General features: G+C 32.0%; 21 protein-coding genes. 5 read left to right on the top strand and 16 right to left on the bottom strand.

The features are described from left to right. Positions 1-3: 3 nt before the first annotated feature. From nirD to cobA, 3 genes are all read right to left on the bottom strand, one after another. Entirely contained in the window at positions 4-381 is a 378-nt protein-coding gene (gene nirD, locus ACJJVO_RS15810; RefSeq protein ID WP_405575861.1) for a nitrite reductase small subunit NirD, read from the bottom strand. A 25-nt stretch (positions 382-406) separates the two neighbouring features. Further along, positions 407-2,920 carry a nitrite reductase large subunit NirB gene (nirB, locus tag ACJJVO_RS15805; RefSeq protein WP_405575860.1) on the bottom strand — a complete coding sequence of 838 codons (2,514 nt, stop codon included), beginning with the start codon at positions 2,918-2,920 and terminating at the stop codon, positions 407-409. Between the two features lie 167 nt (positions 2,921-3,087). Further along, a complete protein-coding gene (cobA, locus tag ACJJVO_RS15800) occupies positions 3,088-3,861 on the bottom strand; it encodes a uroporphyrinogen-III C-methyltransferase (RefSeq protein WP_405575858.1) in 774 nt (257 codons plus the stop codon). A 148-nt stretch (positions 3,862-4,009) separates the two neighbouring features. On the opposite strand from cobA, the gene ACJJVO_RS15795 reads away from it, so the two are divergent. The 4 genes from ACJJVO_RS15795 to ACJJVO_RS15780 all read left to right on the top strand — a co-directional run bounded on the left by ACJJVO_RS15795 (position 4,010) and on the right by ACJJVO_RS15780 (position 12,431). Then, positions 4,010-4,588, top strand: coding sequence for a bifunctional precorrin-2 dehydrogenase/sirohydrochlorin ferrochelatase (locus ACJJVO_RS15795; protein WP_405575856.1), 579 nt, complete (start codon positions 4,010-4,012; stop codon positions 4,586-4,588). Positions 4,589-5,217: 629 nt separating this feature from the next. Then, positions 5,218-6,396 (top strand): Pycsar system effector family protein, encoded by a 1,179-nt coding sequence (locus ACJJVO_RS15790; protein ID WP_405575854.1) that lies wholly within the window; start codon positions 5,218-5,220, stop codon positions 6,394-6,396. A gap of 22 nt (positions 6,397-6,418) precedes the next feature. Continuing rightward, positions 6,419-8,755 (top strand): hypothetical protein, encoded by a 2,337-nt coding sequence (locus ACJJVO_RS15785; RefSeq protein ID WP_405575853.1) that lies wholly within the window; start codon positions 6,419-6,421, stop codon positions 8,753-8,755. Between the two features lie 10 nt (positions 8,756-8,765). After that, complete coding sequence (locus tag ACJJVO_RS15780; RefSeq protein WP_405575851.1) at positions 8,766-12,431, top strand: metallophosphoesterase; 3,666 nt, start codon at positions 8,766-8,768, stop codon at positions 12,429-12,431. A gap of 105 nt (positions 12,432-12,536) precedes the next feature. Here the strand turns inward: ACJJVO_RS15780 and ACJJVO_RS15775 are convergent, their stop codons facing one another. The 5 genes from ACJJVO_RS15775 to ACJJVO_RS15755 form a co-directional block, all read right to left on the bottom strand. Then, complete coding sequence (locus ACJJVO_RS15775; RefSeq protein ID WP_405575849.1) at positions 12,537-13,226, bottom strand: haloacid dehalogenase type II; 690 nt, start codon at positions 13,224-13,226, stop codon at positions 12,537-12,539. Between the two features lie 167 nt (positions 13,227-13,393). Next, positions 13,394-14,038 carry a DsbA family protein gene (locus ACJJVO_RS15770; protein WP_405575847.1) on the bottom strand — a complete coding sequence of 215 codons (645 nt, stop codon included), beginning with the start codon at positions 14,036-14,038 and terminating at the stop codon, positions 13,394-13,396. Position 14,039: 1 nt separating this feature from the next. Next, positions 14,040-14,354: an EthD family reductase gene (locus tag ACJJVO_RS15765; protein WP_405575845.1), complete on the bottom strand. Its 315-nt coding sequence runs from the start codon at positions 14,352-14,354 to the stop codon at positions 14,040-14,042. An 80-nt stretch (positions 14,355-14,434) separates the two neighbouring features. Then, positions 14,435-14,998 carry a carboxymuconolactone decarboxylase family protein gene (locus tag ACJJVO_RS15760; protein ID WP_405575844.1) on the bottom strand — a complete coding sequence of 188 codons (564 nt, stop codon included), beginning with the start codon at positions 14,996-14,998 and terminating at the stop codon, positions 14,435-14,437. A gap of 74 nt (positions 14,999-15,072) precedes the next feature. After that, complete coding sequence (locus tag ACJJVO_RS15755) at positions 15,073-15,636, bottom strand: TetR/AcrR family transcriptional regulator (RefSeq protein ID WP_405575842.1); 564 nt, start codon at positions 15,634-15,636, stop codon at positions 15,073-15,075. A 315-nt stretch (positions 15,637-15,951) separates the two neighbouring features. On the opposite strand from ACJJVO_RS15755, the gene ACJJVO_RS15750 reads away from it, so the two are divergent. Next, on the top strand, positions 15,952-18,303 hold the full coding sequence (locus ACJJVO_RS15750; RefSeq protein ID WP_405575840.1) for a collagen-binding domain-containing protein: 2,352 nt from the start codon (positions 15,952-15,954) through the stop codon (positions 18,301-18,303). A gap of 86 nt (positions 18,304-18,389) precedes the next feature. On the opposite strand, the gene ACJJVO_RS15745 is transcribed toward ACJJVO_RS15750, so the two are convergent. From ACJJVO_RS15745 to ACJJVO_RS15710, 8 genes are all read right to left on the bottom strand, one after another. Next, the gene (locus ACJJVO_RS15745) at positions 18,390-19,253 is read right to left on the bottom strand and encodes an SDR family oxidoreductase (protein WP_405575838.1); all 864 of its coding nucleotides are present in this window, start codon (positions 19,251-19,253) and stop codon (positions 18,390-18,392) included. A gap of 100 nt (positions 19,254-19,353) precedes the next feature. Continuing rightward, positions 19,354-20,022, bottom strand: a complete 669-nt coding sequence (locus ACJJVO_RS15740) for an aspartate/glutamate racemase family protein (RefSeq protein WP_405575836.1) — start codon at positions 20,020-20,022, stop codon at positions 19,354-19,356. A gap of 2 nt (positions 20,023-20,024) precedes the next feature. Continuing rightward, positions 20,025-20,972 (bottom strand): L-histidine N(alpha)-methyltransferase, encoded by a 948-nt coding sequence (gene egtD, locus ACJJVO_RS15735; RefSeq protein WP_405575829.1) that lies wholly within the window; start codon positions 20,970-20,972, stop codon positions 20,025-20,027. Beyond that, on the bottom strand, positions 20,973-22,127 hold the full coding sequence (gene egtB / locus ACJJVO_RS15730) for an ergothioneine biosynthesis protein EgtB (protein WP_405575827.1): 1,155 nt from the start codon (positions 22,125-22,127) through the stop codon (positions 20,973-20,975). It abuts the gene before it with no gap. A 14-nt stretch (positions 22,128-22,141) separates the two neighbouring features. Then, positions 22,142-22,879, bottom strand: coding sequence for a hypothetical protein (locus ACJJVO_RS15725; RefSeq protein WP_405575825.1), 738 nt, complete (start codon positions 22,877-22,879; stop codon positions 22,142-22,144). Positions 22,880-22,967: 88 nt separating this feature from the next. After that, positions 22,968-23,597, bottom strand: coding sequence for a ferric reductase-like transmembrane domain-containing protein (locus tag ACJJVO_RS15720; RefSeq protein ID WP_405575823.1), 630 nt, complete (start codon positions 23,595-23,597; stop codon positions 22,968-22,970). Between the two features lie 9 nt (positions 23,598-23,606). After that, positions 23,607-23,984 (bottom strand): ester cyclase, encoded by a 378-nt coding sequence (locus ACJJVO_RS15715; protein WP_405575822.1) that lies wholly within the window; start codon positions 23,982-23,984, stop codon positions 23,607-23,609. A 4-nt stretch (positions 23,985-23,988) separates the two neighbouring features. Continuing rightward, positions 23,989-24,186 (bottom strand): hypothetical protein, encoded by a 198-nt coding sequence (locus tag ACJJVO_RS15710; protein ID WP_405575820.1) that lies wholly within the window; start codon positions 24,184-24,186, stop codon positions 23,989-23,991. Positions 24,187-24,258 lie beyond the last annotated feature (72 nt).

Below are 24,258 nucleotides of genomic sequence, written 5' to 3'. Positions count from 1 at the left end.
TTATTAGTATTTAAAACCAATATAAACATAATCTTCTTTAATTCTAACAGGATAAGTGGCAATAGCCTCTAAATCTCCATTTAAATTTTCACCACTAACCAAGGAAAACGTTTTTTTATGTAACGGACAAGCCACCATAGGAATTCCTTTATGATCACCAATCATGCCTCTACTAAGAACCATTTCTTTTTTTTCTGGAGATAAATTTTGGCATGCATACCAAGTGCTTAACCTTTCAAAATTAAAGACTGCAATTTGTAAATCTTTATACTTAACACATGCTCCTCCATCTTTTGGAAAAGCACTAATATGAGCTGCCTTAAACCAAACCGTTACATCTTCTAACTTTGTAGTCTTATATTTATTTAGAATTACTTCCATTGTAATTTAGTTTTTAGTCTATTAATTATTTCCAAGGTTCTGGCATTTTTTGATCTCTAAGTGGTACAAAAACTAAGTTATCATCCTCTTCTTCACTATTTACGAAGTGATTGAAACGTTTCATCATTTCTGGATCATTAACCGCTTGCGTCCACTCGCATTCAAACTTATTAACTAAAGATTGCATTTCTTTTTCCAAATCTTCTGCAATCCCTAATTTATCATCAATAATAACCTCTTTTAAGAAATCCATTCCACCTTCTAATCTATCTTGCCACGCAGCTGTTCGTTGCAATGGTTTTGCTGTGCGCATATAAAACATTAAATAACGATCTATGTATTTAATAACCGTTTCATTATCTATTTGTTCTGCTAATAGCTCAGCATGTCTTGGTGTTGCACCACCATTACCTCCAACATATAAATTCCATCCACCTTCTACCGCAATTAAGCCAAAATCTTTTCCGCGTGCCTCAGCACATTCACGAATACAACCAGACACACCTCCTTTTATTTTATGTGGTGCACGGATTCCTCGATACCTGTTTTCTAGTTCGATACCAAAACTTACACTTTCGTCCATTCCATAACGACACCAAGTAGAACCAACACACGTTTTTACCGTACGTAAAGATTTACCGTAAGCATGACCACTTTCAAAACCATGAGAAATTAATTCTTTCCAAATTAATGGTAATTGATTTAAAGTGGCACCGAATAAATCTATACGAACTCCACCAGTTACTTTAGTATACAGATCGTATTTCTTAGCAATTTGACCAAGTGCAATTAACTTATCTGGCGTAATTTCACCACCAGGAACACGAGGCACAACAGAATATGTACCATTTCGCTGAATATTAGCTAAAAACCTATCATTAGAATCTTGTATCGCATATTCTTTATTAGCAGTATCTGCATTTATACTTGCCATAAGCGAAGCTACCAAAGGCTTACACAGTTCACATCCATGACCTCCAGTTCCGTGATTATCTAAAACGTCATTAAAAGTAGTATAACCTTTTACTTGAATAATTTTATATAAATCTTGTCTATCCAGCTCAAAATGCTCACAAACCCCAGGTTTCACTTCTATACCTAAAGACTTAAGCGTAGCATTGGTTAAATCGGTCACCATAGGTTTACAACCACCACAACCAGTTCCAGCTTTTGTACAGCTTACTACACCAACCACGTCTGTTGCTACTCCACTTTCTATAGCGCTACAAATTTGACCTTTACTTACGCTTTCGCAAGAACATATTTGTGCTTCGTCTGGTAAATCCATAACATCACCAAAAGATGCAGCACCATCAATTGCTGGCAAAATTAATTGTGCAGGATTTTCAGGAATTTTCATTCCATTCAAAAATATTTGATGCAACATACTATAGTCAGAAGCATCACCAACCATGATACCACCTAAAAGTGATTTCCCTTCTTTATCTACAATAATACTTTTATAAATGCCCTCAAAACCATTTTCATAAACAATTTCAACACCTTCATTTTCATTTAGAGCATCACCAAAACTAGCCACATCAATACCACTTAATTTCAGTTTTGTAGACATATCGATTTCAGTAGGCATAGCGACTTTTTCATCTCCTAAAATTTGGGATACAGCTACTTCTGCCATATCATAACCTGGCGCCACTAATCCATAAATCATATTGTTTAGCAAAGCACACTCACCAATTGCAAATATGTTGGAGTCGGACGTTTTCATATCATTAGAAACCACAATACCACCTCGTGTACCTACTTCGAGGTCACACGTTTTTGCCAATTCATCTCTTGGTCTAATTCCTGCAGACACCAAGAGCATATCAAACGGAACAGTTTCGTCTTTAGAAAACTGCATGCCTGCAATACAATCATCACCTGTTAATTGTTCTGTCGCTTTACTAAGTAAAATCTCAATCCCTAAACCTTCTAGTTTGGTTTGAAGCGATTGACTAGCATCGTTATTGAGTTGTCTTGGCATTAATCTTGGCGCAAACTCTACCACTGCTGTTTCAAGTCCCATATCAATTAAAGCCTTAGCAGCCTCTAAGCCAAGCAGCCCACCACCTAAGATTGCCGCTCTTTTTTGAGTTCCTTCAGATTTAAGTTTTGCAACGTAGTTCATTGTCGCCTCTAAGTCTTCAATAGTTCTATACACAAAAACCCCTTTTTTTTCAATGCCTTTTATTGGAGGCACAAAAGCGGATGATCCTGTTGCTAAAACGAGATAGTCATACACATACTCAACATCATTAACCGTTGTAATTGTTTTAGATTTTCTGCTAATATCTGTAACCCTAGTATCAGTAATTAATGTAATTCCGTTTTCTTCATACCAAGATCTTGGTACCATCTCTAAAGCTTTGGCGTCCTTATTTTCAAAATACTCACTTAAATGAACACGATCATAAGCTGGCCTAGGTTCTTCTCCAAAAACAGTGAGCTTATATTCTTCACCATTGGTATTATCTATAAATTTCTCGCAAAACTTATAACCGACCATTCCATTTCCAACAACTATGATATTTTTCATAACTACGTATTTTACTTAACAAATCTAAGTATTTTTACTTACAAAATAGAGAACTACTTAATTTTTATACTTAAGACTAGTAATTTTTAGTATATCTCTAATTATTGACCTTATAATTAATAAATATTGAAATATTGACCTCTAAATGGGTAAGAATGTAATCTACATTACAAAGAAGAATACAACATACGTTGCACTTCTTCTTCAAAAAACGAAGGATGCTCTGACACCACATCTCCAATGACAATAATTCCTGGCTCAGCTTTATTAATATTAGAGGTTACGCTAGCTGCGTTTGCAAGAGTTCCTATAACAAAAGTTTCGTTTTGAAGCGTTCCGTTTTGAATTACCGCAAAAGCAGTTAGCGCACTTCTATATTTAGAAACTTCTTTTATTATTTCATTTAGTTTTCGAACTCCCATAAGAATAACCATAGTCGTTGATGATTGTGCTGCAAATTTTAAATCTTCGGAAAACGTACCATCTCTTTTTGTTGCTGTCATTACCCAAAAACTACTACTTAAACCTCTTTTTGTCATAGGAATCCCCTGACTACTTGGTGCAGCAATTGCACTAGAAACACCAGGAATAACCGTTACAGGAATACCAAAAGATTCAGTATATAAAATCTCTTCACTTGCTCTGCCAAATACAAATGGATCACCACCCTTTAACCGTACAACATGACCATGTTTAAAAGCATTTTCGACAATTAGCGTATTAATTTCCTCTTGAGAGAATGAATGTTTTCCACATCGTTTACCAACATATATTTTTATGATAGAAGCATCAATTTCTGATAACAATTCTTCACTTACAAGTGCATCAAATAAAATAACATCTGCATTTTGAATGGCTTTTAAACCTTTTAAAGTAATCAAATCTTTATCTCCGGGTCCTGCGCCAACTAAAGTGACTTTTGCTTTTATTGATGACTTCATATGCGTTATAATTTGATTATATTCCTAATAACTTCAATCAAACTTACGTAATAAATTCAAATATCTACGTATAAACTAAGTATTATTACTTATTTTTATGCTTTAAAGTATTTTTTAAACTATAATACTCTATTAAAACAGTTAATAAATGGAACGCAACAACTTATATCCTATATTTTTAAAAACATCAAATATTAATATTTTAATAGTAGGTGGTGGAAATGTGGCTTTAGAAAAATTGACATTTCTATTAAAATCTAGTCCAGATGCTAACGTTCTAATGGTTGCTCCCATGTTTAGAAACGACACTATAGAACTTGCCAAAACGTTTAAAATCCAAATGATTATTGATATTTATAAAAGTGATTATCTAAAAGATAAGCACGTCGTTATAGCCACAACTGATCACAGTGCTGTTAACGAACTTGTGTATCGCGATTGTAGATCGCATAATATTTTAGTAAATGTTGCAGATAATCCTCCATACTGTGATTTTTATATGGGAGGAATTGTTACTAAAGGCAATGTAAAAATAGCGATTTCCACAAATGGTAAATCACCAACAACAGCAAAACGACTCAGACAATTTTTTGAAGATGTAATTCCTGACAATATAGACGAATTAGTAAAAAACTTAAATAAATACAGAAAGACCATCAAAGGTGATTTTGAGGAAAAGGTTGAGACATTGAACGAATTTACTAAAGGACTAGTGAATAGGAAATAGCAAAAAAGACTACTTAGATAAAACTGTGTTTTAAAAAATTATTGATTCTTAATTCTAATAAATTACAACACTATAGAGATATTACATTTAAACCTTTCCGATCTTAAATAACTAAAAATCAACATCAATAATTTTAGAGTTAATTTATATGAGTTATTTGATGATTATGATAAATAAACGGACAAATTTGAATAATGCGTGCTGAAGGAAAAGTATATTTTTCTAAAAGAATTCACTGTATAACTTACACTTTATCAAATACAACTACTTTAGCAAAAGTGACCATGGAAGCTTTTAAAACCAGAAACCTCTTTGAAAAAACACGTATTAACAAAATTAGCAACAGATATTATGCAAGCTTAGAACTTTCTAAATACTATAAATAAAAGAGCTAAAAGACTCATTACCTATTAGACTTCAGGGTTTAAACTAACTAGAACTTATATTTATAAATAAACCTATTTGCTTACAATCTTAAAACGTGAGATTTAATTAAACGTCTTTAATAAATTATTTTTACTTAAATTATACGGATAACTTGCTTATTGTAGCAACCTAAATTGCTCAGTTAAAAAAAATGATAGTAAATATCATTTTACACGACTATTAAAACAATGTAAATTTGTAATATGAAAGAAAAGCTTTTACTCGATGTTGAAACATATGTAGCAAATTTGTTAAATAAACATCTAGCTTCAACGAACTATTACCATAACGCTATTCATACGAGACAAGTTATTGCTTCTATTTTAGAATTAGCGCATACAGAAGAATGCACAGAAGAAGAAATTTTAACGTTGTTGTTGGCTGGCTGGTTTCATGATACTGGATTTATTTATACAGACAATGGCCACGAAGAAGAAAGTGTTAAGATTGCTCGTTCTTATTTATCGCAACAAAACATATCTGAAGACACACAAAACCAAATTGAGCAATTAATTTTAGCTACAAAAAGTGAGGTTGTACCAACCAATAAATTAGAGTCAATTATTAAAGATGCTGATTGTGGACATATAGCTTCTGATAATTTCTTAGATATTTCAGAAAATTTATTAAAGGAACTGAACGCTAAACATATTAGTGATTTTTCCAAAATAGAATGGGCTAAACAAAATTTAATATTCCTAAAAAATCATACATTTTATACCGATTCAGCAAAAAGAAATTGGCAACCTAAAAAAGAAATTCTTCAGTTAGAAACTCAGAAAAAAGTAGATAAACTAATTACTAAAGCAAAAAAGAAAAACAAAGGCAAAGGCAAGGGTAAAAAGTTTGGCAGAGGTGTAGAAACGATGTACCGCGTGCAGTTAAAAAATCATATAGAATTAAGTGCCATTGCAGATACAAAAGCAAACATACTTCTCTCTGTAAATGCTATAATTATCTCTATTGCATTATCTAATTTAATTCCGAAACTAGACAATCCATCGAATTTATTTTTAGTGTATCCTACGTTAATATTAATGCTTTTTAGTGTGGCTTCCGTTGTACTATCTGTATTATCTACGCGACCTAAAATATCTAATGTGGCAATTACAAAGGAGATGATTAAGGAGAAAAAAACCAATATTCTATTTTTTGGAAACTTTAGTAAAATGAGTTTGAAAGATTTTGAATGGGGAATCGACTACTTAATGGATAATGAAGACACTTTGTATAATTCACTTACTAAAGATTTATATTATTTGGGATTAGTGCTAAATAGAAAATATAAACTACTTAGAATTACTTATACTGTTTTTATGTTCGGAATTATTATTTCAGCCGCAGCATTTATATACAGTTATTACATTAACATGCCTGCTTAGTATTTATTTAAATGCAACAAAAATGAAAAATAAAAATACAGGACCCTTCAAAGTAATTATATCATTACGCTTATTAAAGGAGAAGTTTGAACGTTTATTAGACTCAGAGAATGAAGCTGTTAAAACACAAGCAAAACAAGCTTTAGAGTTATTTGAAAAGCACTCGGTTTTGTTAACCGGAACCAATACAATTGAAGATTTTCTTAATAACAAACCGGTTATAGATCAGTTAATGTCGTACATTTTTCCAACTGCGCTAACTGAGAATGAGATTAAAGGAGCTGTTACTCCTTATTCAAATGATGTATTTTTTTGCAGTTCTAGATTAGAGGAAATAATAATTAACTCAACCATTACTGATAATATTTTTAATGACCTCTATAAAGATTATGAAGATTCTTTTGATTTGCTTACTTATGCTATTATACTGAACATTCATTATAAATTTGATGTAGATTTTGAGAGACCTAAAACGGTATCCATTACAAATAAGAATGGTGATAGAAAGCGTTATCGCGTTGTTTTTAATGCCGACTTTTTAGACATCTACCCAAACAAAAGTGCTATCGAAATTACTGATGACATTTTAGATGAATTATTAAGGAACGCTAACAACATTGAAATTTGGAAAAAATATTTCCCAAAAGATTCATGGACCATTGAAGGCTTTGGTATAATTACCTTAATTGACACCTCATTAGACGAACGAATAGATGACTTTAAAACACATTTAATAGAGCCCAATAGCGAAAGTTTTCAATATTTAATAGAAGACATAAGACGCATATTTAACAATCCAGATTTACAACTAGGAAGTTATAATGTAGAGCATAACAGAATTATACCTCCTTTTAATAGAAACTTCGATACATTAACAATGTTACCAAAGGATGACATATGTACCGATGAATATGCTTGTAACGATATTAAAGACATGCTATTTAAAGATTGTAAACCTGTAATTATCTCTAATGTAGAAACCTACCATAAACGGAGCAAAGGCAACAGATTAAGTGAAATATTATTACAAAAAGGATTAAAAAGTGTTGCTTTAATTCCTATTCCTATTAACGGTGAATTAGGTTTTATTTTAGAGTTAGCTTCTTTTAAACCAAACCAGCTTAACGCCATTAATATGGTTAAGCTAGATACCATTATGCCGTTTATTTTAAGCTATTCTAAACGAACATTTTCAGAGTATCAAAATGAAATAAGTGCCATAATACAGCAAGAGTGTACTGCTATACATCCTTCTGTGCAATGGCGATTTGAAGAAGAAGCTAACCAATACCTTCAAGAACGTAACTATGGAGAAAATCCGGTTTTTCATGAAATCGTTTTTAAAGATGTTGTTCCTTTATTTGGGCAAGTGGATGTCGTTGGCTCATCTAACGCAAGGAATGAGGCTATAAGAATAGATCTTACAAAGCAGCTAGAAATAAGCAAAGACATACTTAAAAATAGAATTAAAATAAATCTGCCATTTTACGAACAGTTAGCTTTTCAAATTGATAAATATTTATTTGAACTAAAAGAAAACTTTCATACCAATTCAGAACAAGAAATAAATATATTTTTCGAGAAACAGCTTTTCCCTTTATTTAAACATTTTCAAAGTAATTCTAAAAGCAGCAATGATGTAGATGAATTTCTTAGAGCCATAGATAAAACAACAAGTAGTATTTATGATGCTAGAAAAAAATATGATAAAACTATTGAAAAAGGCAACAAAGCATTGTCTGCATTTTTAGATAAACAGCAATTAAAAGCGCAAGAAATTTTTCCTCATTATTTTGAAAAATTTAAAACAGATGGTATTGAACACAATCTATATATTGGGCAATCTATTACAAAGTATTTAAACTATCACCCAACCGTTTTATACAACTTACGCCTGTGGCAACTTCAAGTTTCTTGCGAAATGGAGGCCATGTATTACGAAAAACAAAAAGAATTTCCATTACAATTAGAAGTTGCGTCCTTAATACTGGCTTATGATACTCCTATTACAATTCGCTATAGAATAGACGAAAAACAATTTGATGTAGATGGAGCCTATAATGTACGTTACGAAATGATAAAAAAACGTATAGACAAAGCCTTTATTAAAAACACAAATGAGCGTTTAACGCAACCACATAAACTTGCTGTAGTCTACTCTAGCAATGCCATAGAAAAAGAATACTTAGCTTATTTTGAGTTTTTACAGGCCAAAAATTACATAGGTAGTACTATTGAAATATTAGAGTTAGAGGAACTTCAAGGCGCAAGTGGTATAAAAGCACTTAGAGTAGACATCAATCAATCGCTTCAAAAGGTATCCGATATTTTCACAATTGAAGATTTACAAGCTGTATAGAAAAGAAATTATGAAAATAAAATTATTAATTAGTTTGTTTGCAATAACATTCATTCTGAGTAGTTGTGCTACTTACAACGCATACAATGCTAATGTTACAGACAAACAACTAAAAGGCATAAATAACAAAACCACCAATATTTTTTTAATAGGAGATGTAGGAAAACCTGAAGCCGATGGAACAGCACCTAAAGCCTTAGTGAAACTTCAAAATCAATTTGATAAAGCAGATAAAAATGATTTGCTTTTTTTTCTGGGAGATAACATATACCCTAAAGGGATTCCTCTAAAAGATAAAGAGGCCATTAAGGCCGCAAAAAACGCACTAAACCTTCAATTAGAAGTTGCAAAAACGTTTCCTGGTAATGTTCTGTTTATTCCAGGAAATCATGATTGGTATAGTGGCTTAAAAGGTTTAAAGCAACAAGAAAAAATGGTTGAAGAAGCTTTAGGCAAAAACACCTTTCAACCAGAGAATGGCTGTCCTATTGAGAAAATAAATCTTAATGATGATACCGTTTTATTAGTTGTAGATTCTCATTGGTATATTACCAATTGGAATAATCACCCAACAATAAACGACGATTGCGAACTAAAAACGAGAGCAGATTTTTTAGACGAATTTAGAAGCGAAATTAAAAAAGCACGAGGAAAAATTACTTTAGTAGCAATACACCATCCTATGTATAGTAATGGACCACATAATGGACGTTATGGATTTAAGGAACACATGAAACCCATACCTATTATTGGTACTATTAAAAATGTATTAAGAACAACAACTGGTGTGGTTAACGCTGATTTATCTAATCCATTCTATAATGAATTAAGAAAAAACCTCATCGTAGCTGCCCAACAGAATGATAATGTCATTTTTCTTTCAGGGCACGAACATAATTTACAATATTTAGAGACTGATAATATCGTACAAGTTATCAGTGGTTCTGGTTCTAAAACAACGCCTGTAAGAATGCGTAATCCTGATAATTATGGACATGCCGTTTCTGGCTACGCTTTATTAAATATAGATGAAAATAAAGCTGTAGATGTTCAGTTTTTTAATTCAAACTCAGACCAAGTAGAATTTTATAAGCAAATAAAAAAACCAGAGAACAACACCAAAATTGACTATCCAAAAACAAATTTAGATTCTATAAGTGCTTCTATTTATGCGAAAGAGGACACTAGTAAATCTGGATTCTATAAATTTCTTTGGGGAAATAGATATCGAGACGAATATAGTAAAGCGGTTACAGCAAAAGTTGTCAGTTTAGACACTTTAATGAGTGGCTTACAACCGTTTCGAAAAGGAGGAGGTACACAATCTAAAACACTACATTTAAAAGCTTCAAACGGTAAACGCTATGTAATGCGAGCCATGAAAAAGCAAGCTGACCAATTTTTGCAAGCTGCTATTTTTCAAGATCAATATGTAGAAGGTCAGTTTACGGAGACAGCCTCCGAAGCTTTATTAGAGGATGTTTTCTCAGGCTCCTATCCATACGCACCATTTACAATAGCTGCTTTATCTGATGCTATAAACCTACCGCATTTAAACCCTAAATTGTATTATGTACCTAAACAAAATGCCTTAGGACAATATAATGAGGATTTTGGTAATGAACTTTATCTCTTTGAAGAACATCCATCTGATGGTCACATGGAATTAGCAACAGGCAAATTTACAGGAGAAATTGTGAGCACTGTAGATATGCTAAAAGAAGTGTTAAGTGATGAATCTAAAATTATAGATGAAAAAGAATTTATAAAAGCACGATTGTTTGACATGCTCATTGGAGATGCAGATAGACACCAAGATCAATGGCGTTGGTTAGTATTTGAAAAAAACGGAAAAACAATTTATAAACCCTTACCTAGAGATAGAGATTTAGCTTTTTCTAAAATGTCTGATGGGTTTTTATTTGGAGCTGGTGTAAAACTTATTCCTGCAGCAAGAAAATTCAGAAAATATGAATCTGACCTAAAAGACGTAAAAGGATTTAATGTATCTGGTTTTCCTCTAGATGTAGCATTTATTACGGATTATAATAAATTAGATTGGGATGAACAAGTGCTATTTATTCAATCTCAAATCACCGATGATGTTATAGATGAAGCTTTTAAAAGCATTCCTAAAGAGTTAGACACTAAAACGGTTATTGAAATTAAAAATATTTTAAAAGAGAGACGATCTAACCTTCAGAATATTTCAGACAGATATGTCAAATTAATTAGTAAATATGCCATTTTAACTGGAACAAATAAAGATGATTACATACATGTTAAGTCTCTAAAAAATGGCAACGTAGAAGTATCATTATATCGCAAAAAAGATGATACTATAAAAAACCGATTTCATCATAAAATTTATCAGCCTAAAACAACTAAAGAGATTTGGGTTTATGGCTTAGATGATGACGATAGCTTTGAAGTTGAAGGAAAAGTTTCTAAAATTAAAGTTCGTTTTATTGGTGGTCAGAATAATGACGATTATAAAGTAGAGCATGGTAAAAATATTGTCATTTACGATTACAAATCAAAGAAAAATGATTTAACACAGGCTAAAAAAGCAAGAATTAAACTAACGGACGATTACAATACCAACGTTTACGATTATAGGAAAATAAAAAACAATGTCAATCAAATCATTCCTAGTTTAGGTGCCAATCCTGACGATGGACTAAAATTGGGCTTTATTGATACTTATACCGTTTATGGGTTTGAAAGAAACCCGTTTACGTCACAACATCAATTTAAAGCCGCATATTATTTTGCAACCAATGGTTTTGAATTAAACTACCATGGTGAATTTGCTAATGTAATAGGAAATTTAAATTTTGGATTTGAAACTCACTTTCAGAGTCCTAATTACAGTGTCAATTTCTTTGGTTATGGTAATGAAACTGAAAATTCTGACGAAGAATTAGGCTTAGACTATAATAGAGTAAAAACCAGAATCATTCGTTTTACGCCTCAACTTATATGGAATTCTAAACGCGGAAGCCTTATTAATTTTGGTATAAGTTACGAAGTCAATGAAGTTCAGAATACTAGTAATAGGTATGTTTCAGATAATACCTTATTGCCTAATTACATATTTGATGAAGAGCATTTTGCTGGTATAAATGCAAAATATACTTATTCTAATTATGACAATAAAGCCTATCCCACTAATGGGATGACGTTCTCTCTCCAAACAGGTTATAAAGACAATTTAGAAGTAAGCAATCGTAGTTTTGGTTATCTCATTACAGATTTAGGGTTTGCAAGAAAACTGAACCCATCGGGACGATTAGTTATAGCTACTAAGTTAAAAAGTCATTTAAACTTTGGCGATGGTTTTGAATTTTATCAAGCAGCTTCCGTTGGAGGACTTGATGGATTACGAGGCTATAGAAATCAACGTTTTACAGGCAAGAATGCTTTTTACCAAAATACAGATTTAAGATATAGTTTTAATAGTATGAAAACAAGATTAATACCTATTAAACTTGGTGTTTTTGGAGGCTTTGATTATGGTCGAGTTTGGATTGAAGATGATCATTCAGACAAATGGCATAATGCTTATGGTGGAGGTTTTTTTATTAATGCTATCGATATATTATCTGCAAATTTAGGAGTATTTAATTCTTCAGACGGAGCAAGAGTAGCTTTTGGAATGGGTTTTGGTTTTTAAATTAAAAGGCGTAAATAAAATTTACGCCTTTTAATTTATCTAAGATATTTTAACTTTTAATTGTTCTATTTTAATCAATAATTTAGACAACTAATTACAATATACTTATTTGTATGTAACAAGAATATCTGCTACCTTTTGTAAATCAGATTCATTAATTTCTGTTTTTGGAGCTAATGGAAATAATTGTTGACCAGGTCTACCTACAAAAGCAGCTCTCCAACCAGCCCAAAGTGCGCCAGCAACATCCCAACCATGTGCTGCAATTAGCATGCACTCTTCTTGTTTCACTTCCATTTTCCGCGCTGCCCAAGCATACGTATCTGTAAAAGGTTTAAATTTACCAACGTCTTCTACACTTAAACATTCATCAAAATAATCTGTTAATCCTGCACTTTCAAATTGCTTTTTTACACCTTCATTAGATGAGTTTGTAAAAGAAACTAATTTGTAACCGTCTTCTTTTAATTGAGACAATGCTGCTTTAACTTCAGAGTGAGCTGGCAATCCTCTTAACGAGTTTAAGACGACCTCTCTCGCTGAATCTTCAGAAATTGTAATACCATTATTTGCAGCAACCATTTGTAAAGCTGCGGCACCTATATATCCAAAATGCTTATATTGTCCGCTCGCTGTAATTACTAAAGAGTATTGCAACATGGTAGTAAACCATAGCGATAATAATTCTTCTCTTCCGTTTAGCGCTTCACCAACCTGCTTTTTCATTTGAGTAAGATCTAAGAGCGTTTCGTTTACATCAAAAAATAATACTTTGGGTCTTGTTTGAGTTGTCATACTTTTTTTATTTTCTTGTGTTTCTTAATACTTAATCTGGCATCAACATTCTTGTTGTCTGCATAATATACACATTTTAATAAAGTTTATTCTGTTGTTTTTCATTATAAAGCGTTCAACTTTTTTATGAAAATAAAATATTAGCAACAACTGTGGTATAGCCCTTTTTACTTAGCAATTAATTCAGAAAGTACTTGTTTAAAAGTCTCTACAGGTTGTGCTCCTGTAACGGCACTTTTTCTATTAAACACAATTGTAGGCACAGAGTTTACCCCTAAGTTTTTCCAATAATTCTGCTTATTTCTTACCTCTAAACGCGCTTCGTCATTATCTAATTTAGCTAAAGCATCTTCCGCATTTAAACCTACTTCCAAAAGCGCTTCTTTTAAGACCTCTGTTTTAGAAACATCTTTACGGTCACTAAAAAATGCTTTTGTTAACTGCATTTTGAGTTCGGTTTGCTTGTTAAAATCTTTAGCATATTCTAATAAAATATGCGCATCAAAGGTATTTACCATTCGCATGTCATCAAAATAGTCGAATGTAAAACCGAGCTCATCGCCAGCATCTATCATATGTTGTTGTGATGCTTTTTGTTGTTCTAAAGTAGATCCATATTTTTCTGAAATGTGTTCAATTACATTCTGACCTTCAGCTGGCATATTAGGATTCAATTCAAAGGGTTGCCATTCTATGTCTATTTGGTCTGCTATACCTAATTCTGAAATCGCTTTTTCTAGACGTTTGTAACCAATGGTACACCAAGGACACACCACATCTGAAACGATATCAATTTTTAATTTCTCTTTCATATTAAAATGTTATTAATTCACTAATTTGAAGTTCGGCCTGAACATTACTATAGTTTTTTAGATCAGCAGCAAAGGTTGCTGCATGTGGACCAAAAGCCTCTTGAAAAGAAGCAATATCATCAAATAATAGATGTGCAATAGCAACATATGGTGCAGATTCATTAGGAACTTTACTTGCCATACCTAAATCTAATTCTAATCGTTTTAAAGCGCTACCAACTAGTTTTGCTACCATTGGTAAATGTGTATTCTGGTAATAGTCAGTATCAAACTTTACATCTTCACTGTTTGGATACATTACAGAAACTTTTATCATAATTGTGTGGTTAAATGATTAATAAACCTTCCGAATACACGGAAGGCTTATAACTATCAATCAATCTGTGGTCTTAGGGTTTACGATTCCACATTCTCTTTAGACCATGCAAATGGCTTAAATCCAGCATCTACAGGTGTATTTGCAATATGGTTTACATAGTTGCTTATTGTTTTTTGAGATAATCCTAAAATTATTTCTAGCACTTGTGCTTCACCATAACCAGCAGCATAAAACGCATCTAAATCATCTTGAGTTACATGACCTCTATTTCTAACAATAGTCAATGTCATAGTACGTAAAGCTTCAAGTTTTGAACTTTCAAGAGGTGTTTCGTTACGTAATGCTTCAGTAATAGCATCATCAACTTTCATCATTTTTGCAATACCTGTATGCGCAGGCACACAATAATGACAAGCGTGCTCTACGTTAATAGTTTGCCAAACAACCGTTAATTCTTCTTCGTTAAATGAAGAGTCAACAAATAATTGATGTAAAGCTTGGTAAGCTTCTAATATTTTTGGTGCACCAGCTAAAACGCCATGTAAACCAGGAATCATTCCGTAAGCTTTTTGAGAATTCTCTAATAATGCTTTACCGGCTTCTGGTGCGCTTTCAATAGTGTGAATTTTTAATGTTGTCATAATTTTTCTTTTTAATTATTTATTAATGTTAATTTAATCTAAACGTTCGTTTAGTTATTGTGTAAAAAAAAGGGTTATAGATTTTTGAACGTCATTTCAATGTAATCTTCAATTTCTTGTTGCGTATTAACTCTTGATGCAGCAGCTAAGCCATGTTTTGCTAAGAGTAAATAATTGGCTTGTTTTAAAATGGTGTCTTCATCTTTTGAAGGATCCATTTGTAATTTTTTTATTATAATGGTTTTTAAATTACTCATAAAAGCATCCATTTGTTCTTTTATAAGTTGGTCTTCATTTTTTGAAAACTCGTTATAGGTATTGGTAACAAAACAACCTTTTTGATTACCTAATTTAAAATTAGAACTAATAGAATCGTAAAAAAACTGTTTAATGTCTTCAATTCCGTTGGTGCCGTTTTTAAACTTTAATAACGTAGCACTTATTTTAGATTTGTATTGATTTAAACTTTCAATAAACAAACCATGTTTGTTTCCAAAACTAGAATATATAGAAAACTTATTAATGCCCATTTCTTTTTCGAGCATTTGCATTGATGTCGTTTCATAACCATTTTTCCAAAAAAGGTTCATGGCTTTTTCTACGACTTCATCTTCATTATATTGTTTTTTTCTTGCCATTATTTCTAACTACATGACAAAACTAAACAATCGGTTAGAAATAAAAAATTTTTTAACTTTTATTTGGCTTTATGACTTCTTATATAAGGACGCCCAATACCAATCACTGCACTTATAAAAACACTCCAACTATCATGCTGTTTAGCATTTATTCTGCTAAAACCCGTAACTCCGACCAATACATTGCTTTCAGCATTACAAATCAGAAAGCTAAAACAACTAATTGTAAAAAAAAATGACCACTCATCGACGACTGACATCTTTATGTCGCTAAAATTGTTAATTTTGTTATACTTAACCTACAAAATACATGTTATGGAATTAAAAAAACTACTATTTAGTTTAGTTGTTGGTACCTCATTTCTCAATATTACGAGTTATTTAGGCGCTCAAACTAACCCAATTAACCCAACAGAAGCTGCTACAAGTTTTAATGTCTTTACTTCTGGAGATGCTATTGCTGTAAGAACCGAATCAGAAGGGTCTTGGGCAGTTGGAGGTGATTTAACAATCGATGGCACTATCAATATTTTTGGTGGTGTAAACCATTACAATGGAGATGCTCAACCTACTGCTTTGGTGGTTAATGGAACAGTCATTTACACGTCTGGTAGATTACAAATATTGCAAAATAACTATGTAAAAATAGGAGATTTATCTACAAGTTCTATTTTTGAAGTTGACCAAAACAATGTAACGAGTAATACCCGAATCACAGCTATTGGGAGTAATTATGATAGCACACCAAGTATTGCATTATCAACGCAGCAAACTGCTATTTCTATTGCAGAAAACCCACAAATAAATTTCAATACTGCATTTAATCAGTTTGAGACTATTTCTGCTTTATTAAGCAGTCAGAGCACTAACGTCACTTGGAATGAAAATGAAATCAGCCAAGGAAAGTTGTGGCTAGATTTAATACCAAATGAAACCAATGTAATTAATTTAACTATTGCAGAATTTAATGCTTTAAGTGAAATTAAGTTTAATGCTTTAACACCCTCAGATACAACCCCTTTAATTATAAATATTACAGATATTAGTAATAATGAAGAAATTATAACAATTGATAGTTGGCCAAATATTGTTGGTAGCCCTTTAAGTTATGCGCCTTACATATTATATAATTTCGCGAATATAACCTCAACACTAAATTATGTTGGTGGTGCTCAGATATACGGAACTATTTATGCGCCTCAAGCACGTTTTAACAATAGAAGTAATTTTAACATTGATGGTCAAATTATTGTTGAAGCTTTTGAACAAAATTCAGGAGAAGTTCACCCTTATATATTTGATGCTACAATAATTATTCCTGATACACCTACTGAAGAAATATGTGATGGCATTGATAATGATAACGATGGACTTATAGACGAAGGCTTTGCTGATACAGATGGTGATGGTGTTGCAGATTGTATTGATAACTGTATTGATACTTATAACCCAAATCAAACTGATGTTGACGAAAATGGCATTGGAGATATTTGTGAAACTGCAGTAGCTGAAGAAATTTGCGATGGCATTGACAACGATAACGATGGTCTTATAGACGAAGGTTTTGCGGATACAGATGGTGATGGTGTTGCGGATTGTATTGATAATTGCATTGATACTTATAACCCAAATCAAACCGATGTTGATGAGAATGGCATTGGTGATACTTGTGAAACCGCTGAAGCGGAAGAAATTTGCGATGGCATTGATAATGATAACGATGGTCTTATAGACGAAGGTTTTGCTGATACGGATGGTGATGGTGTTGCGGATTGTATAGATAATTGTATGGATACTTACAACCCAAATCAAACCGATGTTGATGAGAATGGCATTGGAGATATTTGTGAAACCGCAGTAGCTGAAGAAATTTGTGATGGTATTGATAATGATAACGATGGTCTTATAGACGAAGGCTTTGCTGATACGGATGGTGATGGTGTTGCTGATTGTATTGATAATTGTATTGATACTTACAACCCAAATCAAATCGATGTTGACGAAAATGGCATTGGAGATATTTGTGAAACCGCTGAAGCCGAAGAAATTTGCGATGGCATTGATAATGATAACGATGGACTTATAGACGAAGGCTTTGCTGATACGGATGGTGATGGTGTTGCGGATTGTATTGATAATTGCATTGATACTTATAACCCAAATCAAATAGATGTAGACGAGAATGGTATTGGAGATATATGTGAATCACCTCAATTAGAAGATTACTGTGATGGTGTTGATAATGATGGAGATGGTCTTATAGACGAAGGCTTTTTTGATACTGATGGTGATGGTGTTGCTGATTGTATAGACAATTGTTTGTACACTTTTAACCCTGACCAAGCAGACTTAGATGATAATTTAATAGGTGATGTTTGTGAATATCCTGATGGTTCTGCTGGCAGATCGTCTAATTATTTAGATGTATATCCTAGTCCTTTTAAAGAGACAATTAATTTAAAATACAATGCAGTCATTGGTACCACTGCCACTATTGAAATATTTGATGTTACCGGAAACGTACTTAAACGTATAAATAATTCTATTGGTAAAGCCACTACAATAACAACACTAGACTTAAGCGATACAATCACTGGACATTATGTTCTATTTGTACGATTAACAACTAATGAAGGTACGATAGTGAAAAAAATCATTAAGAATTAGAAGAACAGAAAACAAATAAGCAAAACTAAAAGCCAGATAAACATTATTTATCTGGCTTTTAATTTTAATGCTATGCTTTAATTATTTTATTTGTTTACCATTTCCGTTTTCCTAAAGGCTTCCATCATTTTTATTGCAGATAAATGTGATCTTCCTGTAACTGTTTCAAAATCTGAAGTTACATCATTTGCACCTTCTTTAATGCCTTCATAAATTCCTGCAATAACAGTTCCCATAAATTCACCTAAGGCTTCCGTTCTTTCTGCTTTGTATGCTTCAACAGATTCGTTTTTAAAAACTAAATTGGTATTAAAAACCGTATTAATATCTTCTGCAAGTTGCTTTTGTGTTATAGCATTTCCCACAAGATTATAAATATGCTTGTTGTGTTTCTCCTCAGTTAACATTTTAGCGTAAGCATAACCTAATTCTTCACGGCTTGTGTATGTGCATTTTCCATCTGCAGCACAATTTCTTATTTCACCTTCTTTTACATAGGTATCTATGTATTCTAAATCTGGCTCTATGTAAATGCCATTTCTTCCAATAACCCATTCTAATCCTGAGTTTTGAACATCTTTTTCTGTTTGTCTATTGGTTTGCACTATTGGGCTAAAAGCATTTCCTTCTTCGGCTCCAACAATACTTGTGTACACTATTTTTTTAACACCATTTTGTTTTGCTGCTTCGATGACATTTCTGTGTTGCACAATTCTCTTATCTGGCGTGTCCATTCCAGAAACCAATAAAACAGTATCTATTCCACTTAAAGCAACATCAAATTGCTCTCTACTGTTATAATCTCCTTTCCTTATTTCAACACCTAAATGCGCTGCTTTTTCTGGTGTACGTGCAATTCCTATTACATTATCCTTACCAATTAAATTCACAAGATGTTTCACTATAGAAGCGCCTAATTTTCCGCTTGCTGATGTTACTGCTATTTTCATGATAGTTGTTTTAACAATTAATAATTTGCTAATACAAAGATGCCTGATTATCTAAGAAAACTTAAGATGAATCTTAGCCAAAAAATGGTAAATGTATGCACTAAGTCATACAATGTTTTATAGCTTCTTCAATTTGCACATCTGCCATATCTAACAGATTCTTATTACCTTTTGGTTTTAAAATAGATAGCTCTGTACAAGATAATATTACAGGATTATTGGTGGAATATGAATCAATTAATGAGTGATATTTTTCAATCAACTCACTAGTTTCTGTTTCATTATAAATTTGCTTTCTTACGTCATCAATAAATAACATATCTTCTTGTGAAGGCAGTAGTACTTCGATACCATTTGCTACAAATTGATTTTTAATATATGTAGCATTCATACTAAATAGTGAACCAAACAAAACAACCTTAGTCCAGTTATTTTCTTTAACTTTTTTAATGGTTAAATGAACAGGATGCAATACGTTTTTAGTGATTTGTAATCTATCTATAGTTTCGTGAAGTGTGATATTTGGAATTAAAACATGCTGTATATTATACGTTTCTATTTCACTTATATAAACGCTTAATGCTGCATCTAATTCGTTTGAAGGGTTTGGCAGTAAACAGTTAATAGCATTAAAATCTGTATTTAATAATACAAATGGACATGTGCTGTAACCACCTTTCGCTTGATTGTATAACCGATTCAATTCGCTCAAATAATATAATGTTGAACGACTTCCAAGTCCTAATACAGCAAGTTTTGTTTCTAGCATTATTAATTTCTTGTCAAAATATAATCTGCAAAATAGGCTTTGCTATCCATAATTTTGGTGTCTAGCTTAAAATCTGTTTCTGCAATAATTTGCTCAATTAAAGCATCGTTATATTTTCTTGAAATTTCCGTATGAATTTTTTCACCTGCTTCAAAATGATAAGATGCTCCAATAGATTTTATGTTTACCGTTTGTTGTTCTGCACTCACAATAAAACTCTTAGCAATGCCTTCTTCTTCGTTATATTCTGGTTGATGCTTAAAGTTTTCAAGATTAAAATCACCTCCCAATTCGTTATTAATTCTATGTAATAAATTGAGGTTAAATTTTGCCGTAATCCCTTTATTATCATTGTAAGCAGGAAGCACAATGTCTTCAGATTTTATTAAATCTACACCTAACAATAACTTATCACCAGGCTTTAAGTTGGCTCCTAAATTATAGATGAATTTTGCTGCCCTTTCATCAGTCATATTACCAATATTAGAGCCTAAAAACAAAATAACTTTAGGTTTATTACTTTCTTTTAAAGACGCTAGTACCTCAAAATAATCTCCCGCTTGAGTTTTTACAGAAACGTTTGGTAAAACTTCGGATAAATCTTCCTTTAGTAAATTTAAGGCGTTTGCAGAAATATCAATAGGAAGATAATCAAACTTATATTGCTGATTATCTAATGCGCTTAGAAGCTTTTTCGTTTTTAAACCATCACCTGCACCTAACTCAATAAGCTCAAAATAAGAGTCGGATTTTAACTGCAAAGCACTAATTAAATCTTGTGTTTTATTCTGAAAAATATCTAACTCACTGCGAGTTAAATAATATTCCGGAAGATTCATTATTTCAACAAAAAGGGCATCACCAATTTTATTATAAAAATATTTTGAGGGAAGCGTTTTAGGGGTATTGTCTAATCCTTGTTTTACTTCTTTCTTAAACGTTTCAATCATCTATTTCACTAATCTTATTCCAGTAAATTGCCAGCTTTCTGATGGGTTAAAAAAATTACGATATGTAGGTCTGCTGTGATTTTGAGATGTAGCCACAGATGCGCCTCGCAATACCATTTTGTTACTCATAAATTTGCCATTGTACTCACCTACTGCTCCATTGGCTTTTTCAAAATTTGGATAGGGTAAAAAGGCACTATTAGTCCATTCCCAACGTTTTCCCCAATTGAGTTGCTGTGAAGCAATTTCCCATTCGAATTCTGTTGGTAATCGCATACCTTTCCACTCTGCAAAGGCATTTGCTTCGTAATAGTTGATATGACTTAATATGGCATTTTTGTCTACTTTTTGTAATCCTGAAAGGGAATAATAATGCCATTCACCTTCAATTTTATACCAATATAATGGTGATTTTATATCATTTTTATTGACCCAAGACCAACCATCATCTAACCAAAGATTAAAATCTGAATAAGCTCCAGATTCCATAAACTCTAAATATTCTCCATTGGTAACTAAATGATTGTTGATTTCAAAATCATCTACATATACTTGATGCACACCTAACTCAATGTCATAACAAAAATCATTTCCTTGATATCCAATTTTATAAATACCTGCTTTAATTTTAATGCTGTCAGCATTTGAATTTGTATCTTTTATAAGATTAAAATCTGCATCATACACGGGGAAAATAGGATTATGACCAAGCATATATTTTATATCAGTCATCAATAATTCTTGATGCTGCTGCTCATGGTTTAAACCCAATGTTACTAAATCTATTATTTCAGCATCAGAAACATCGCTTAAAAACTCCATCATTTTAGCATCCACATAAGCTCTATATTCATAGATTTTATCTGTAGCAGGACGCGACATATTACCTCTATTGGTTTGTAATATTCTAGTTCCTACATTATTGTAATAGCTATTGAACAAAAAGTTGAAATTGGCATCAAATTCCACATAATTCTGAGCGTAGTTTTTTAGAATGAATGTTTCAAAAAACCACGTGGTATGTGCTAAATGCCATTTTGCAGGACTTGCAAATTGCACCACTTGGATGGAATAGTCTTCAATCTGTAAAGGCTTACAAATCGTTTCTGTATGTTTCCGGATGGTTTTAAATGTAGTGATAATTTCTTTTGACAAAATAAATTGTTTAACTATTTATATTGATTAATTGCTTCTTTAAAAAAATCTACAGCATCAGCTTCTGTTACATTTAAAGCAGATAATATAGCACCTTTAAAACCATCACTCTTCCATTCTCCGTTTTTTAATGGGCTAAAATGAGATGGATTAATAGCGCTGTTTTCTTTATAGCCACTGATGTACAAGTAATGGTAATCACTTAAACTATCTGGTATAGCAAGTCCAAGTCCTAAATATATATTGTTATTAAGTAATTGGCTGTAAATACCAGTATCAAAATGATGTGGCCAAATTCTAATATCAGCCTTTTTATTGAAATCGTTATTTACTTTCTCAAGACTTAATTGTGCCATGGTTCTTAAATGTACTAATTCTTGTAATTCTTCAGTACTTTTTAATTGAAAAACATAAGAATTGTCAATGCTATATGGCAAATCGTAATGCAAATTATAAGTGTATTCTTTACCTAAATGTGCTTTAGAAGTATCTGCTAACCAACTTAAAACATCTTGATGCGTTGCGCCATCTAAATCAAAAGAAACTGTTCCAGTTTTCGATTTCCATTGTAATGAAAAGTCGTTATAACTTAAACACAATTGGTCTCCATTTTCTGATAATAAATGTGATTCTAATGTGCTATCTTCAATATTAAACCCTAAATTGGTATGGCTGTCGTCATCTTTTTTCTCTAGGAAACTAATTCCTGCTGCTGCTAAATATTGTGCAGCTAAATGCATTTGTTTTTTCATTTATTAGTTTTTGATTGTGTTTAAGTCGAATCAATTTTTAAAAAATTACAGAAACACAACATATAAAAGTTAAGACTGACCAGCTTGACTAAGAATTTGCCATTTTTTTGTTTTTTCTAAAAATAACGAATTTATTTTTTACAACCGGAATTCTTATAATGAAACCTAAACCAACAATTACAGCATAAATCATCCAAGTCTTATCTAAAATAGCAACATGAATTAAGCTTAATAAAACGGCAACATATGCAAAGCTTTGTAGTTTTTTCCAATTCTTTTTAAGCCGTTTCATAGATTTTCTATTAGACGTAAATAACAATGGAATTAATATTAATATGGCAATAAAACCTAGAACATAATTTACTTGTGAAAACGTCTCCAAAAAACCTTCGTCTGCAATAAAAATGGCGAAATGAATTAAACTCCATATTGCAGTTGCAATTCCCATAGCTTGCCGTACAAAGAGGTTGTTAATTCCAAAAACAATAAAAACAGGTGTACATGTTAGTACAGCCGTCATCCATCTTATGGCAAATTCACCAGAAACATGATATAACATTTCTACTGTAGTTTTACCATCTCCTACTGCATTCTCAGCAAAAGAAATAGACAAGCCATTAGAGAAATCAATGTTAATCATTTTAAAAATGACCAATAAAGGTAAACTAGCCAAAATGGCAACAATTATCCAACCGAAATTCTTTTTTAAAAAATTCATTGTCCCTTATTAATACATGCTATTATTATTACTAGACGTTTTTGGTATTTGCTGAATACTGTCCCAATGTTCTACAATCTTTCCGACGTCATCACATCTAAAAAAATCCATAGTAATATATTCATCATTATCTGGCCAAACTTGGTGCGTATGCAATGCTACTAAATCACCTTCTGCAACACTTCGTACAAAATCAATAGATTTTACAGGAAACTCTTTTTGCATTCTGTCAAAATAATCTATAAATGCCTGCGGACCATCAGCAACCATAGGATTGTGTTGTATATATGTATCACCAACATATAATTCTACAGCTTTAGTTGGGTTGCCTTCATAAGCCATTTTGTAAAACGCAATGGCATTTTTTTTATTCAGTTCTATATTCATATGGTTACGTTTTAGACTTTAATGTTTCTAATTCTTTTTCTAAAGCTTCGGCTTTTTCTTTAAATTTTTGCATTGCTTTTTTCAATTGCCCTATTTTTTTAAAAGCATCTTCATCTTGAACTGCGCTAAAAGTTTCTTTATCGTCTTTAACTTTGTATTTGGCTTTTGCTCCACAAGTTGGGCATATTCTTACGTCTGACATAATTTGTTTGTTTTCAACAAAAATAAACCAGCATAAAACCTAACTAAAGATAAATGTGAGTACAAAAATGGT

This window comes from Winogradskyella sp. Asnod2-B02-A (assembly GCF_045063645.1).
In the GTDB taxonomy this organism is placed as follows: domain Bacteria; phylum Bacteroidota; class Bacteroidia; order Flavobacteriales; family Flavobacteriaceae; genus Winogradskyella.
Note: the sequence above shows the minus strand (reverse complement) of the source record. Positions and strands in the feature narration are given on the sequence as shown.